This is a genomic window from Paracoccus hibiscisoli, from assembly GCF_005048265.1.
Taxonomy (GTDB): domain Bacteria; phylum Pseudomonadota; class Alphaproteobacteria; order Rhodobacterales; family Rhodobacteraceae; genus Paracoccus; species Paracoccus hibiscisoli.
The window spans coordinates 91802-105657 of sequence record NZ_SUNH01000010.1 but is presented as its reverse complement, the minus strand read 5'-3'; the positions used below and the strand labels follow the sequence as shown (position 1 = coordinate 105657).

The window sequence follows — 13856 nt, the reverse complement described above, 5'->3', positions numbered from 1 at the left end:
GCCCCTCAGCGGTTCGGGTCGGGTTCGAAGGTCGAAAAATCGACCATCGTGCCCAGCACCTGCAGATAGGCGATCAGGGCGTCCATCTCGGTCAGCTGGGGCTGGCGGTCGAAATTGCGCATCTGCGCACCGGGATAGCGCTCCTGCAGGGCGGCGTCGCCGAACGGGTCGGCCTGGGCGCGCAGATCGGCGGCGGCGGCCTGCACCATCGCCTCGTCATAGGGCACCCCCACCCGGCGGTCGGCCACCAGACGGTCGCGCACATGATCGGCGCGGATCACCCGGTCCAGCAGAAAGCCGTATTTCGGCATGATCGATTCGGGCACCACCGATTGCGGATCGCGCAGGTGGTCGATGTGCCATTCGTCGGAATAGCGCCCGCCCACGCGCGCCAGATCCGGCCCGGTGCGCTTCGACCCCCATTGGAACGGGTGGTCGTACATCGATTCGGCGGCCAGGCTGTAATGGCCGTAACGCTCGACCTCGTCGCGCATCGGGCGGATCATCTGGCTGTGGCAGACATAGCAGCCCTCGCGGACATAGACGTCGCGGCCCATCAGCTCCAGCGGCGTATAGGGACGCACGCCCTCGACCTTTTCGATGGTGTTCTCCAGATAGAACAGCGGCGTGATCTGCACGATGCCGCCGATGGTGACGACCAGAAAGGACAGGACCAGCAGCAGGGTCGCGTTCCGCTCGATGATCTTGTGTCGGTCAAGAATGCCCATGATCTGAACCCCTTACTCGGCCGGAACGGCGATGGTGGAGGAAACGGCGCGGGGCTGGCGGGCGACGGTCGCCCACAGGTTCCAGGCCATGATGATCGCGCCGGCCAGATACAGCACGCCGCCCAGGCCGCGCACCACATACATCGGGAACTTGGCCGCGACGGTGTCGGCGAAGGCGTTGACCAGATAGCCGTTCTGGTCGACCTCGCGCCACATCAGGCCCTCCATGATGCCGGTGACCCACATCGCGCTGGCGTAGAGCACGATCCCGATCGTCGCCAACCAGAAGTGCCAGCTGACCAGCCCCAGGCTGTACAGGCGTTCGCGCCCCCACAGCCGCGGCGTCAGGTAATAGATGGCGCCAAAGGTGATCATCCCGTTCCAGCCCAGGGCGCCGGAATGCACGTGGCCGATGGTCCAGTCGGTGTAATGCGACAGGCTGTTCACGGACTTGATCGACATCATCGGGCCCTCGAACGTGGCCATGCCGTAAAAGCCCACCGCGACGACCATCATCCGCAGGATCGGATCGGTGCGCAGCTTGTCCCAGGCCCCCGACAGGGTCATCAGCCCGTTGATCATGCCGCCCCAGCTGGGCATCCACAGCATGATCGAGAACACCATCCCCAGGGTCGCGGCCCATTCCGGCAGCGCGGTGTAATGCAGGTGGTGCGGACCCGCCCAGATATAGAGGAAGATCAGCGCCCAGAAGTGGATGATCGACAGCTTGTAGCTATAGACCGGGCGCTCGGCCTGCTTGGGAATGAAGTAGTACATCATCCCCAAGAACCCCGCCGTCAGGAAGAATCCGACCGCGTTGTGGCCGTACCACCATTGCACCATCGCATCCTGCACGCCGCTGAACACCTGGACCGATTTCGACCCCCAGATGCTGACCGGCATCGACAGGTTGTTGACCACATGCAGCATCGCGATGGTCACGATGAAGGCCAGATAGAACCAGTTGGCGACATAGATATGCGGCTCGCGGCGCTTGATGATCGTGCCCAGGAACACCGCCAGATAGGTCAGCCAGACCACGGTCAGCCACAGATCGACATACCATTCCGGCTCGGCATATTCCTTGGACTGGGTGGCGCCCAGGATATAGCCGGTGGCCGCCAGGACGATGAACAGGTTGTATCCCCAGAACACGAACCAGGCCGCGTTCCCGCCCCACAGCCGCGCAGCCGATGTCCGCTGCACCACATAAAAGCTGGTCGCGATCAGCGCGTTGCCGCCAAAGGCAAAGATCACCGCGCTGGTGTGCAGTGGTCGCAGCTTGCCGAAATTCAGATAGCCCTGCGTCAGGTCGCTGAAGTTCAGCGCCGGAAAGGCCAGCTGAAAGGCGATGACCACGCCCACCAGGAACCCCACGATGCCCCACAGCACCGTCGCCACCACGCCATAGCGGACCACGTCGTCCATGTATTCGCGCGGATTGACGACCGCCAGCGGCTCGTCCACGCGGCGCAGGGTCCACAGGAACAGCCCGCCCGCGACCAGCATCACGATCAGCGCGTTGGCCATATAGGCGGGGTCGCGCGCCAGGTTCGCGCAGATGGCCGCGAACAGCGCCACCGCCCCAAGTCCGATCAGTTTCACCAAGCTCGACATGCTGTCCCCGCACCCATCCGCATTCCCTTCGCGGGCGGCCCGGCAGTGCGAATCACGCAGACCGGACGCCCTTCATGGGACAGGGCTTAGGCGGGTGCGGGGTGGCGGACCTTGATCTGCGTCAATCGCGCGACTTGACCCTGATCAAGGCGCGGCGCGCGGCGCGGGCGCAGACTGACCACAGCGACAACAGGAGGCGACAATGGCCTACAAGACGATCCTGACGGTTCTCAGCGACCCTGCCCAGCTTCCGCAGCTGGACAATGCCGTGGCCTTGGCCGCGGCGCAGGACGCGCATCTGGACATCCTCTGCCTGGGCATCGACCACAGCCAGGCCGGGTATTTCTTTCCCGGCGGCACCGCCTATGGCTGGCAGGAGGCGATCGACAGCGCCCTGTCGGATGCCGAGGCCCTGGACCGCAGGGTCACCGCCCACATGGCCGCCTGCCACGACACGCGCTGGTCGTCCGAGGCCGTGGTATCGCAATCCCTGGGGATCGCGGGTCTGGTCGGGATGCGGGCGCGCTTCTCCGATCTTGCGGTGTTGGCCAGCCCCTATGCCCAGGGCCAGCCCGGCGACGCGGAGCTGGTGACCGAGGCCGCGCTGTTCGAGGGCGCCTGCCCGGTTCTGGTCCTGCCCACGGCCCAGAACCCGGTCATCCCGCCGCGCCGCGTGCTGGTCGCCTGGAACCAGTCGGCCGAGGCGCTGGCCGCGATCCGCCGCGCCCTGCCGCTGCTGCGCGCCGCCCAGATGGTCGAGATCACCTGCATCGATCCGCGGCAGGGCGGTCCCGAACGCTCGGACCCCGGCGGGGCGCTGGCGCAGATGCTGACCCGCCACGGCGTGCGGGCCCAGATCGCGGTCCTGGCCCGCACCGCCCCCCGCATCAGCGATGAGATCAACCGCCGCGCGATCGAGATCGGCGCAGATCTGGTGGTCATGGGCGCCTATGGCCATTCGCGCCTGCGCCAGGCGATCCTGGGCGGGGCGACGCGCAACATGCTGGAACAGGCCAAGGTGCCGGTGTTCCTGGCACGCTGACCGCCTGTCACCCCCCCTGTCGGTCGGGCGCGGCAGGGGGGTGCGGGGGGACGGCCAGTCCCCCCGCCGTCGCGGGACGCAATTCAGACGCCGCGCTTGTTGCCCCACAGCAGGACATGCAGCTGCGGCAGCAGCCTTGGCCGGAACCAGCCCTCTGCCATGACCTTGTCCACCAGCCACAGCAGTCGGTCGGCCACGTCCTGCGCCGCCACCGGCAGGTCGGGATCGACCTCGGGGTTGCCCGGTTGCAGGACCAGGTCCAGCCCCGGATACCGGTCCGCGACCGCGCGCGCCCAGGCATAATCGGCGTCGTCAAAGACCACGATCTTCAGCACCACGGCCCCCGCCCCCTGCCCCGCCGCAAGGCAGGCGTCGAACGCCGCCCAATCGGGCCGCTCGCCGCTGGAGGGGGGCTTGGGGCTCAGCACCAGGACCGACAGCTGCGCGAACCAGTCCCGCGCGATCGAGCCCTGCGTCTCCAGCGCGAAGGCGTATCCCTCGGCCCGGCCCATCGCGATCAGCGGGCCGAAATCCTGGATCGCGGGGTTGCCGCCCGAGATCGACACGGTCAGCGGCCGGCCCCCCGACAGCTCGCGCACCCGCGCCCAGACCTGCGCCGCATCCATGGCGGCCCAGCTGTCGCGATAGGCGCTGTCCACCGCATGCATCGAATCGCACCACGAACAGCGATAATCACAACCGCCCGCCCGCACAAAGACCGTGGGCTGGCCGATCAGCGCGCCCTCGCCCTGGATGGTCGGGCCAAAGATCTCGGCGATGCGCAAGGGTCTTTCGGGCGGTTTCATGGCCGGTATTCCGCCCACGTCTTGGGCGTCTCGCTGACCTTGACGGCGCTGGTCTCGGGCCAGCGGGCGCGGCACCAGTCGAACAGGTGGCGCGCCAGATTCTCGGCGGTCGAGGGCACGTCCAGCACGTCGTTCAGGTGCCGGTGATCAAAACTTTCGTCCAGATAGGCCTTCAGCGGCGCCAGCTCGTGATAATCGCGCACGAAGCCGTCCCTGTTCAGATCCGCAGCCGCCAGCTCGACCACAACGATGTAATTGTGCCCATGCAGCCGCGCGCATTGATGGTCGGGGGCCAGGTGGTCCAGCCGATGCGAGGCGCTGAAGTGGAACTCCTTGCTGATCCGGAACATCACGCCCCCCCTGCGGCATGGGCCGCGACCGCCGCCTGCCAGAAATCGGCGTCGTCGTAATCGGTGGGGTCCGCGACGCCCGCCAGGTGGAATGCTTCGCGCCGCTCGACGCAGGTGCCGCAGCGCCCGCAATGGCGCGCGCCGCCCTTGTAGCAGGACCAGGTCTGCGCGAAGGGCGTCCCGGCACCCGCCCCCGCCGCCACGATATCGGCCTTGGTCGCATGGACAAAAGGCACCTCCAGCGCGACATCGGCATAGCCGTCCAGCGCCGCGCGCTGCATGGCGGCAAAGGCGTCGGTAAAGGCCGGGCGGCAGTCAGGATAGATGAAGTGATCGCCGCCATGGACCGCCGCCGCGACCGCCGTGTCGCCATTGGCCGCGGCGATGCCAAAGGCCACGGTCAGCATGATGGCATTTCGGTTGGGGACGACCGTGACGCGCATGGTCTCTTCGGCGTAATGGCCATCGGGCACGGCCAGATCATCGGTCAGCGCCGACCCCGACAGCGCCGCCCCCAGGCCGGACAGATCGACCAGGTGAAAGGGCACGGCAAGGCGCGTCGCGCAGGCCCGCGCGAAATCCAGCTCCTTGCGGTGGCGCTGGCCGTAATCAAAGCTGACGATCCGCGACAGGCGACCCTGCGCGGCCAGGACTTGGGCAAGCGAGACGGAGTCCAGCCCGCCCGAGCAGACGAGAGTGGTGTTCATTCTGTGACCCTTGTTTTTGTGACCCGGGTAGGCTGCGACCGGGAAGGCGCCTGTTAGCAGAGCGGTGCCAGGATGAAAAGCCGGGGCGCGCGGCCCTCAGGACAGCGTGCCGCCGTCGCTGTCATCGCCCGATTCCTCGACCAGGCGGTCGTAATCGGGCAGGGTCACCTCGCGCTTGCCGACCATCTCGATGATGCCGTCGCGGCGCAGGGCGGTGATCTGGCGGCTGACGGTCTCGATTGTCAGGCCCAGGTAATCGGCCATCGCCTCGCGGGTCAGGGGCAGGTCCAGCTGCATCCGCCCGCCGGGGCGCCTCTTGTGCAACGCGGCCTGGCGGCGCGCGATGATGGCGATGAACGAGGCGATCTTTTCGCGCGCGGTCTTGCGGCCCAACAGCAGCATCCATTCGCGCGCCGCGTCCAGCTCGTCCAGGGTCATCTCCAGCAGGCGATGCGCGACATGCGGGGTCTGGCGCATCATCTGGTCAAAGGGCTTGCGCCGGAAACAGCACAGCACGACATCGGTGGTGGCGGTCGCGTTATAGGCCGCCTGATCGCGCCCCGGCCGGCCCAGGAAATCGCTTGGCAGCAGCAGGCCCACCATCTGGGTGCGCCCATCCTCCAGCGTGTGGGTCAGCGTGGCGACACCCGTCACGACCGAGGCCACGAAATCCATCCGGTCGCCTTCCCAGATGATCGGCTGCCCGGCCTGATAGCTGCGATAGAACTTCATCTGCTCCAGCGTCGCCAGTTCATCGCCCTCGCATTGGGCGCAGACGGCGCGATAGCGGATGGGGCAGTCCTCGCAGTGCATGTCACCATGCCCTGCATCCGTCGTGTTGATCTGGGTCAAGGCAGGTGTGCGCATCCTGTCCCAGTGATAGCCGCATGGAACATCTTTCGCAACTGAGACGAACGGGCCTGTTTGAATCGCGGGCCCCCCGCTATACCAGCTATCCGCCCGCGACCCAGTTCCGCCCCACGGTGGACGGCACCGTGGTCGGCAGCTGGATGGAGGTACTGGACCCCGGCACGCCCGTGTCGCTGTATGTGCACGTGCCGTTCTGCCGGCGGCTGTGCTGGTTCTGCGCCTGCCGCACGCAGGGCACCCAGAGCCTCAAGCCGGTGGCGGACTATGTCCAGGCGCTGCTGACCGAGCTGCGCCAGCTGCGGGCCCGGCTGCCGCAGGGCATCACGCTGTCGCGGCTGCATTGGGGCGGGGGGACGCCCACGCTGCTGACGCCCGCGCTGATCGCCCGGCTGGCCGATGCCATCCGCGCGGCGTTCCCGTTCCGCGAGGGGGCCGAATTCTCGGTCGAGATCGACCCGTCCGAGATCGACGCCCCCCGCATGGCGGCGCTGGTGCAGGCCGGGATGACGCGGGCCTCGGTCGGGGTGCAGGATTTCGACCCCCAGATCCAGGACAGCATCGGCCGCCCGCAAAGCTTTGCGCTGACCGCCCGCGCGGTCGACCTGATTCGCGATCACGGCATTGCCGGGCTGAATGCCGACATCCTCTATGGCCTGCCGCATCAGACCGGCGCGCGCATGGCCGATACGGTGCAAAAGCTGCTGGCGCTGTCGCCCGACCGGGTCGCGCTGTACGGCTATGCGCATGTGCCGTGGATGTCGCGGCGGCAGGTGATGATCCCCGAGGCCGCGCTGCCCGACGGAGAGGCGCGTCTGGCGCTGTTCGACACGGCGCGGGCGCTGTTCCTGGATGATGGGTTCCGCCAGATCGGCATCGACCATTTCGCGCGGCCGGGCGACGGTCTGGCGCGGGCCGCCGATCAGGGGCGGCTCAGGCGCAACTTCCAGGGCTATACCGATGACGGGGCCGAGGTTCTGCTGGGCTTGGGGGCCTCGTCCATCTCGCGCTATCCGCAGGGCTATGCGCAGAACGCGCCCGCGACCGGGGCCTGGTTGGCGGCGGTGCGCGCGGGTCGCGTGCCGGTGACGCGCGGCCATGCCTTCGGCCCCGAGGACGGCTGGCGCGGCCGCATGATCGAGGCGCTGATGTGCGATTTCCGCATCGACCCCGCCGATATCCAGGCGCGCTTCGGCCTGACCCCGGACCAGCAGTCCCGCATTCTGGCACCCCTGCTGGACCGGTTCGGCCCGGCGGTCGCACTGCGCGACGGCGCGCTGGTCATCCCGCCCGAGGCACGCCCCCTGACGCGGCTAATCGCGCAGGCGCTGGACGCCTATGCCGCCCCCGAAGGGGGGCATTCGGCCGCCGTCTGAGCCTGGGTCAGTGCGCCTCGGCCCAGGTGGCGCCCTGGCCCGCATCGACGACCAGCGGCACGGACAGGCGCACGGACGGCTCGGCCGCGCCCTCCATCACGGCGCGGGCGCGGGCGATCAGGTCGTCCGCGGCATCCTCGCGGACCTCGAAGACCAGCTCGTCATGCACCTGCAGCAGCATCCGCGCGGGCAGATCGGCAATGGCATCCGGCATGCGGATCATCGCGCGGCGGATGATGTCGGCCGCTGCCCCCTGGATCGGCGCGTTGATCGCCGCGCGCCGCGCACCCCCGGCGGCGGGGCCGGACTGGTTGATGCCCGGCGTGTTGATGCGCCGCCCGAACAGCGTTGTGACATATCCGTCCTGCTTCGCATCCGCGACGGTCTTGTCCATATAGGCGCGGATTTCGGGGAAACGCTCGAAATAGGTGTCGATGAAGCTTTGCGCCTCGGCCCGCGGGATGCGCAGGTTCCTGGACAGCCCAAAGCCCGAAATGCCGTAGATCACCCCGAAATTGATCGCCTTGGCCTGGCGCCGGATCATCGGGTCCATCCCCTCGACAGGCACGCCGAACATCTGGCTGGCGGTCATGGCGTGAATGTCGATGCCGTCGCGGAACGCCTGCTTCAGCGCCGGGATATCGGCCACATGCGCCAGGATGCGCAGCTCGATCTGGCTATAGTCCAGGGCGACCAGCTTGTAGCCGTCCGGCGCGATGAAGGCCTGGCGGATGCGGCGCCCCTCTTCGGTGCGGATCGGGATGTTCTGCAGGTTCGGCTCGGTCGAGGACAGCCGCCCCGTCTGCGCCCCTGTGATCGAATAGCTGGTGTGCACCCGCCCCGTTTCCGCGTTCACATAGGTGGGCAGCGCGTCGGTATAGGTCGATTTCAGCTTGCTGATCTGGCGCCAGTCCAGCACGCGGGCGGGCAGGTCGTGCCCCTCGGCGGCCAGATCCTCCAGCACGTCGGCACTGGTCGAAAACGCCCCGGTCTTGCCCTGCTTGCCGCCGCTCAGTCCCATCTTGTCGAACAGGATCTCGCCCAGCTGCTTGGGGCTGCCGATGTTGAAGCTTTGCCCCGCCAGCCCGTGGATCTCATCCTCCAGCTGCGCCATCTTTTGCGCAAAGACGTTGGACATGCGTTTCAGCACCTCGGTGTCGATCCGGATGCCCGCCATCTCCATCTGCGCCAGCACCGGGATCATCGGGCGTTCCAGCGTGTGATAGACGGTGGACACCTTTTCCACCGGCAGCATCGGCGCGAAATGCTGGTATAGGCGCAGGGTGACATCCGCATCCTCGGCCGCGTAGGGGGCGGCCTTGTCGATGGCGACCTGGCCGAAATGGATCTGGCTCTTGCCAGACCCGATCAGCTCCTTGATGGGAATGCACTTATGGCCCAGATAGCGTTCGGCCAGCTCGTCCATGCCGTGATTGTGGGTGCCCGCGTTCAGGGCATAGGACATCAGCATCGTGTCGGCGACCGGGGCCATCCGAACCCCGTGGCGGGCCAGCATCTTCCAGTCGTATTTCAGGTTCTGCCCGATCTTCAGGATCGCTGCGTCTTCCAGAACCGGCTTCAGCGCGGCCAGGACGGTCGCGGGGTCCAGCTGCCCCTCGACCCGCGCGGACTGGCCGAACAGGTCGTCTCCTCCCGCGACATGCCCCAGGGGGATATAGCAGGCCCGCCCCGGCGCTGTGGCCAGGCTGATGCCCACCAGATCGGCCTGCATCTCGTCCAGACTTGTGGTCTCGGTGTCGATGGCCACCTGCCCCCCGTCGCGGATGGCGGCGATCCAAGCATCCAGCGCATCAGGGGTGGTCACCGTCTCATAGCGGCCCGTGTCGATGGCGGGCTGATCCGGCGCGGCGGGCGCATCGCTGACGGGTGCGGCCTGAATCGCGGGGGCCTCGGCGCCGAGGGATTCCGCCACGCGGTTGGTCAGGGTGCGGAACTCCATCTCGGACAGGAAGGCCAGCAGGCGGTCGGCATCGGGCGCCTTCACCTCAAGGGACTCCAGCGTCACGTCCAGGGGCGTCTCGCAATCCAGCTGCACCAGGCGCTTGCTGATGCGGATCTGGTCGGCATGCTCGATCAGGGTCTGGCGGCGCTTGGGCTGCTTGATCTCCTCGGCGCGCGACAGCAGCGTCTCCAGGTCGCCGTATTCCTGGATCAGCAGGGCGGCGGTCTTGATGCCGATGCCCGGCGCGCCAGGCACGTTGTCGACCGCGTCACCGGCCAGCGCCTGCACATCGACCACGCGTTCCGGATAGACGCCAAACTTCTCGAACACCTCGTCGCGGCCGATCAGCTTGTTCTTGATCGGGTCCAGCATGTCGACGCCATCGCCGATCAGCTGCATCAGATCCTTGTCGCTGCTGATGATCGTGGCGGTGCCGCCGGCGTTGCGGGCGGCGCAGGCCATGGCCGCGATGATGTCGTCCGCCTCATACCCCTGCGTCTCGATGCAGGCGATGTTGAAGGCGCGGGTCGCATCGCGGGTCAGCGGGAATTGCGGGCGCAGATCCTCGGGCGGCTCGGGGCGCTGCGCCTTGTAGGCGGGATAGATCTCGTTGCGGAAGGTCTTGGACGAATGGTCAAAGATCACCGCCGCATGGGTCGGCGCGGTGTGTCCGTCATCGGTCTGCACGTACCGCCACAGCATGTTGCAGAACCCCGCAACCGCACCCACTGGCAGCCCGTCCGACTTGCGCGTCAGCGGCGGCAGCGCGTGATAGGCGCGAAAGATGAAGGCCGATCCGTCGATCAGATGCAGATGACAGCCCTTGCCGAAACGCTCGCCCATGATCACCTATCCTTGCTGGTCAGGGCCGCCTTGTGCCACGACCCGGACCGATCTTCCAGCAGGATGCCCCAGAACCGCCATGCCAAAGATGCGCCGCAAATCCGACCTGCCCACGAAAATCTGCGCCGCATGCGGGCTGCCGTTCACCTGGCGCAAGAAATGGGAACGCGATTGGGACAATGTCCGCTATTGCTCGGACCGCTGCCGGGGCAAGGGCAAGGCCCGCGGGGACGCGCCGGGCGGCAGCGCCGCCCCGGTTTGACGGCCCCCTCGATGGGGGGCGGCAAACCGACGCGGGTCGGGACGATCCTGGCGGGTCAGTGATCGTCGCCCGCGTGATCGCGGTCGATCACGAACCGCTTGTCGCAATAGCCGCAATCGACGAAGCCCAGATCGGGGCTGATCGCCAGCCAGACCCGGGGATGGCCCAGGCCCGCCCCGTCATCGCCGTCGCAGCTGACGCGCCAGCGGGTCACGACCTCGGTCACCGGGGCCGGGCGGCTCAGCGCCTCGGGTCCGGTTTCGGTCGACAGCGGGGTCTCGGGCGTCACGTGCTGCGTCATGGCTGGCCTTCTTGTGGCGGCGTGCTTCATCTGGTCTAACCCCATTAGCGCAGCGCCGCCTGCCTTCGCAAGCTCTGCTAAGGAACGCCTCATGCCCGATGCCATCCAGATCCAGGGTCTTCGCAAGACCTATGCCGCCCAAGGCAACGCTCCCGCCAAGGAGGCCCTGAAGGGGATCGACCTGACCATCCCCGCAGGCAGCATCTTCGGCCTGCTGGGCCCGAACGGCGCGGGCAAGTCCACCCTGATCAACATCCTTGCGGGCCTGGTGAACAAGACCGCAGGCCGGGTGTCGATCTGGGGGTTCGATCAGGACGTGAACCCGCGCCAGTCGCGCGCCGCCATCGGGGTCATGCCGCAGGAGCTGAACATGGACCCGTTCTTCTCGCCCCGCGCCAGCCTGGAGGTCCAGGCGGGCCTTTACGGCGTGCCGAAATCCGAACGCTGGACCGATGAGCTGCTGGCGCTGGTGGGCCTGACCGATCAGGCCAATGCCTATGCCCGTTCCCTGTCGGGCGGGATGAAGCGGCGGCTGCTCCTGGCCAAGGCGCTGGTGCATCGCCCGCATATCCTAGTGCTGGACGAACCCACCGCGGGCGTCGACATCACCCTGCGCGAGATGCTGTGGAAGAACGTCCGCCGCCTGAACGAACAGGGCATGACGATCATCCTGACCACCCATTATCTGGAGGAGGCCGAACAGATGTGCGACCAGATCGCCATCATCAACCACGGCCAGGTGGTGGTGCGCCAGACGACCCAGGACTTGCTGTCGCGCACCGATGGCAAGACGCTGGTGCTGGACACGGGCGGCGCCGTCCCCGTCCCGCCCCTGCCCCAGGGCTGCCGGTCCGAGATCCGCCCCGACGGGCGGCTGGCCGTCACCTATCCCCCGTCCCGCCTGCGCGCCGATCAGATCCTGGACGCGCTGCGCGCTGCGGGCGTGCCGATCCTGGACGTGGCGACCGAACAGCCCGACCTGGAGGATGTCTTTGTCGAGCTGACCCGGAACTGACTGCCGCCCGGCTTCAGTCGCGCGCGCCGATCATCGGCCCCATCACCGCACCGCCCAGGATGTGCAGGTGGAAATGCGGCACCTCCTGCACGCCGTCGCGGCCCGCATTGGTAATGGCGCGGAACCCCTGCCCGCGGTCCAGAGAGACCCCCTCCATTGCGCAGACCTGCGCGCACAGCCGCATGAAGCCCGCGATCTCGGCTTCGGACGCGTTGGCCGCGAAATCGTCAAACGCCACATAGGCGCCCTTGGGAATCACCAGGACATGGCTGGGTGCCTTGGGCGCGATGTCGCGAAAGGCCAGCGCGTGATCGTTTTCCGCGACGGTGTCGTTCGGGATCTCTCCGCGCAGGATGCGGGCGAAGATGTTGGTGTCGTCATAGGCCATGGGGCGTCCTTTCAGTCGGCAAACAGATGCGGCGTCTCGGCCAGGTGGCGGGCCTGGTCCGGGCTCACCCCCAGAAACGCCGCCAGCGCCGCCGCGTTGCGGTCGGTCCCGGCGGTTTCCGAGATGGTGACCAGATAGCGGAACCCGGCCTCCTTGAGGCGGTCGGCCTCGTGCTCCAGGTCCCAACGCACGACGGGCAGCAGCCGGTCCACGATATCGGCCGGCGCGCCGGGGCTGATCAGCCCGACCCTGCCCATATGGCCGCGCACGTAATCGTCGTCAAAGCGGGTGTCGACGAACAGGATGCGCGTCTCGGCGCGGTCGGCGTTGAAATCGGTGATCAGGCTCAGCGCCGAGGGGTCCACGCAGAACACCAGCCGGTCCGAGGAGAACTGCTCGAACATCAGCTTGACCAGCGCGCGGCGATGCCGCTCGCGTTTGCCGACCGATGTGGCGACGCCGCCCATGTCGGGCAGGTTGGCGTCCTGTTCGTTGAACACATAGTCGACGGCGGGCACCTCGGTCGCGGCCCGGATGGCGGCGGTCAGGCGCTTGGCGATGTGCCATTTCTTGGCCACCACGATCTGGACGACGCGCTCGGCGCCCAGGCTGCTTTCGGTCTCCCAGAACCGGGGCGCGAAGCGGCGGCCGATGCGCCCCCGCCCGGTCAGAAAGCTGAACAGCCGCCGCCCCTCGGCCGCGATGCTGAAGGCGTGCCCCTCGGCCTGCCACAGCGCCCCCAGACGGGCGCGCAGGTCCAGCGCCTCGGGGCTGATCTTGCGGGCGAACAGGTAATCCTGGCGCAGCAGAAGGTCATAGTGATCGTTGTAGAACGTCACCGGCATCCCGTAATCGCTGAAGATCAGAAAGGTCAGCGTGCGCGTGCGGATCTGCTTCCTGGGCACCACATGGGACACCAGCGTCTGAAAGAAGGTCTCGTCCGGGATCCAGGTCGTCGCGAAAAAGCGCGGGATCTCGGGGCGCTGGCTGATCAGGTCCAGCACGGCCTCGACGGTCTGGCGGCGCAGGCACCACCATTGCGACCCGATCATCACCTGCAGATCGCGCGGCACTGGCCGCGCCAGGCCGAACTTCTGCTGCAGCTCCAGGCTGGTATAGAACAGCCACTTGTGCGTGCGCTCGTTGAACCAGTGGCGATAGATCAGGCGCTCTTTCTTGATGCCGGTCTTGATCCAGTCGCTCTCGAAGAAATCGAAGCTTTCGATATAGTCGCAATCCTCGGCGTCCAGAAAACCATGAGCGAATTCTGCCGACTTGATGGGCATGCAATCGCCCGACAGCATGTAGAAATGCGTGGCGTGCGGAAAGGCCGCCTCAGCGGCGCGCAGCGCCTCCAGGGTGGCGGCCACCAGCGACCATTCCCCCCATCCGCATTTCACCCGGCGCGCCGCGAAGGTCACGCCCGGATGATCGCCAAGCGCGTCCCGGATCTGCTGGAACTTCGCCTTGGGCGCGCGCTTGTCGAAATGGATGGACACGAAATCGCCGGTCGCGGTCAGGCGTCGCGCCTGGTCGATGACCCCCTGCGGGTCTTTGTGCGTCAACAGGATGAACGCGATGCGTGCCATGG

The 13856-nt window shown here is 67.2% G+C and carries 14 protein-coding genes; 4 read left to right on the top strand and 10 right to left on the bottom strand.

Going from position 1 to position 13856, the window contains the following annotated elements; translation table 11 throughout:
• Positions 1-5: 5 nt before the first annotated feature.
• A complete protein-coding gene (gene ccoO / locus FA740_RS08375) occupies positions 6-728 on the bottom strand; it encodes a cytochrome-c oxidase, cbb3-type subunit II (protein WP_136856317.1) in 723 nt (240 codons plus the stop codon).
• A 12-nt stretch (positions 729-740) separates the two neighbouring features.
• Positions 741-2345: a cytochrome-c oxidase, cbb3-type subunit I gene (ccoN, locus tag FA740_RS08370; RefSeq protein ID WP_136856316.1), complete on the bottom strand. Its 1605-nt coding sequence runs from the start codon at positions 2343-2345 to the stop codon at positions 741-743.
• Positions 2346-2547: 202 nt separating this feature from the next.
• On the opposite strand from ccoN, the gene FA740_RS08365 reads away from it, so the two are divergent.
• Positions 2548-3387 (top strand): universal stress protein, encoded by an 840-nt coding sequence (locus tag FA740_RS08365; RefSeq protein WP_136856315.1) that lies wholly within the window; start codon positions 2548-2550, stop codon positions 3385-3387.
• A gap of 83 nt (positions 3388-3470) precedes the next feature.
• On the opposite strand, the gene queE is transcribed toward FA740_RS08365, so the two are convergent.
• From queE to fnrL, 4 genes are all read right to left on the bottom strand, one after another.
• Complete coding sequence (gene queE / locus FA740_RS08360) at positions 3471-4193, bottom strand: 7-carboxy-7-deazaguanine synthase QueE (protein WP_136856314.1); 723 nt, start codon at positions 4191-4193, stop codon at positions 3471-3473.
• The gene (gene queD / locus FA740_RS08355; protein WP_136856313.1) at positions 4190-4543 is read right to left on the bottom strand and encodes a 6-carboxytetrahydropterin synthase QueD; all 354 of its coding nucleotides are present in this window, start codon (positions 4541-4543) and stop codon (positions 4190-4192) included. The genes queE and queD overlap by 4 nt, the downstream gene beginning before the upstream one ends.
• Positions 4543-5250: a 7-cyano-7-deazaguanine synthase QueC gene (gene queC, locus FA740_RS08350; RefSeq protein WP_136856312.1), complete on the bottom strand. Its 708-nt coding sequence runs from the start codon at positions 5248-5250 to the stop codon at positions 4543-4545. Before queC ends, queD begins: the two co-directional genes overlap by 1 nt.
• Before the next feature lie 96 nt (positions 5251-5346).
• Positions 5347-6063: a transcriptional regulator FnrL gene (fnrL, locus tag FA740_RS08345; protein WP_136856311.1), complete on the bottom strand. Its 717-nt coding sequence runs from the start codon at positions 6061-6063 to the stop codon at positions 5347-5349.
• Between the two features lie 74 nt (positions 6064-6137).
• Between fnrL and hemN the strand changes: the two genes are divergently transcribed.
• Positions 6138-7493, top strand: coding sequence for an oxygen-independent coproporphyrinogen III oxidase (gene hemN / locus FA740_RS08340; RefSeq protein WP_136856310.1), 1356 nt, complete (start codon positions 6138-6140; stop codon positions 7491-7493).
• A gap of 7 nt (positions 7494-7500) precedes the next feature.
• Here hemN and polA read toward each other — a convergent pair whose 3' ends face one another.
• Complete coding sequence (gene polA / locus FA740_RS08335; protein ID WP_136856309.1) at positions 7501-10299, bottom strand: DNA polymerase I; 2799 nt, start codon at positions 10297-10299, stop codon at positions 7501-7503.
• A gap of 79 nt (positions 10300-10378) precedes the next feature.
• On the opposite strand from polA, the gene FA740_RS08330 reads away from it, so the two are divergent.
• Entirely contained in the window at positions 10379-10561 is a 183-nt protein-coding gene (locus FA740_RS08330) for a DUF2256 domain-containing protein (RefSeq protein ID WP_136856308.1), read from the top strand.
• Between the two features lie 55 nt (positions 10562-10616).
• Here FA740_RS08330 and FA740_RS08325 read toward each other — a convergent pair whose 3' ends face one another.
• On the bottom strand, positions 10617-10805 hold the full coding sequence (locus FA740_RS08325) for a zinc-finger domain-containing protein (RefSeq protein WP_136856373.1): 189 nt from the start codon (positions 10803-10805) through the stop codon (positions 10617-10619).
• Between the two features lie 148 nt (positions 10806-10953).
• Here FA740_RS08325 and FA740_RS08320 point away from each other — a divergent pair, with 148 nt between their 5' ends.
• Complete coding sequence (locus tag FA740_RS08320; RefSeq protein ID WP_136856307.1) at positions 10954-11877, top strand: ABC transporter ATP-binding protein; 924 nt, start codon at positions 10954-10956, stop codon at positions 11875-11877.
• 13 nt (positions 11878-11890) lie between these two features.
• On the opposite strand, the gene FA740_RS08315 is transcribed toward FA740_RS08320, so the two are convergent.
• Together FA740_RS08315 and FA740_RS08310 are read right to left on the bottom strand one after the other, a co-directional pair.
• Positions 11891-12265 (bottom strand): HIT domain-containing protein, encoded by a 375-nt coding sequence (locus tag FA740_RS08315; RefSeq protein ID WP_136856306.1) that lies wholly within the window; start codon positions 12263-12265, stop codon positions 11891-11893.
• A gap of 11 nt (positions 12266-12276) precedes the next feature.
• Complete coding sequence (locus tag FA740_RS08310) at positions 12277-13854, bottom strand: DUF5928 domain-containing protein (protein ID WP_136856305.1); 1578 nt, start codon at positions 13852-13854, stop codon at positions 12277-12279.
• Positions 13855-13856 lie beyond the last annotated feature (2 nt).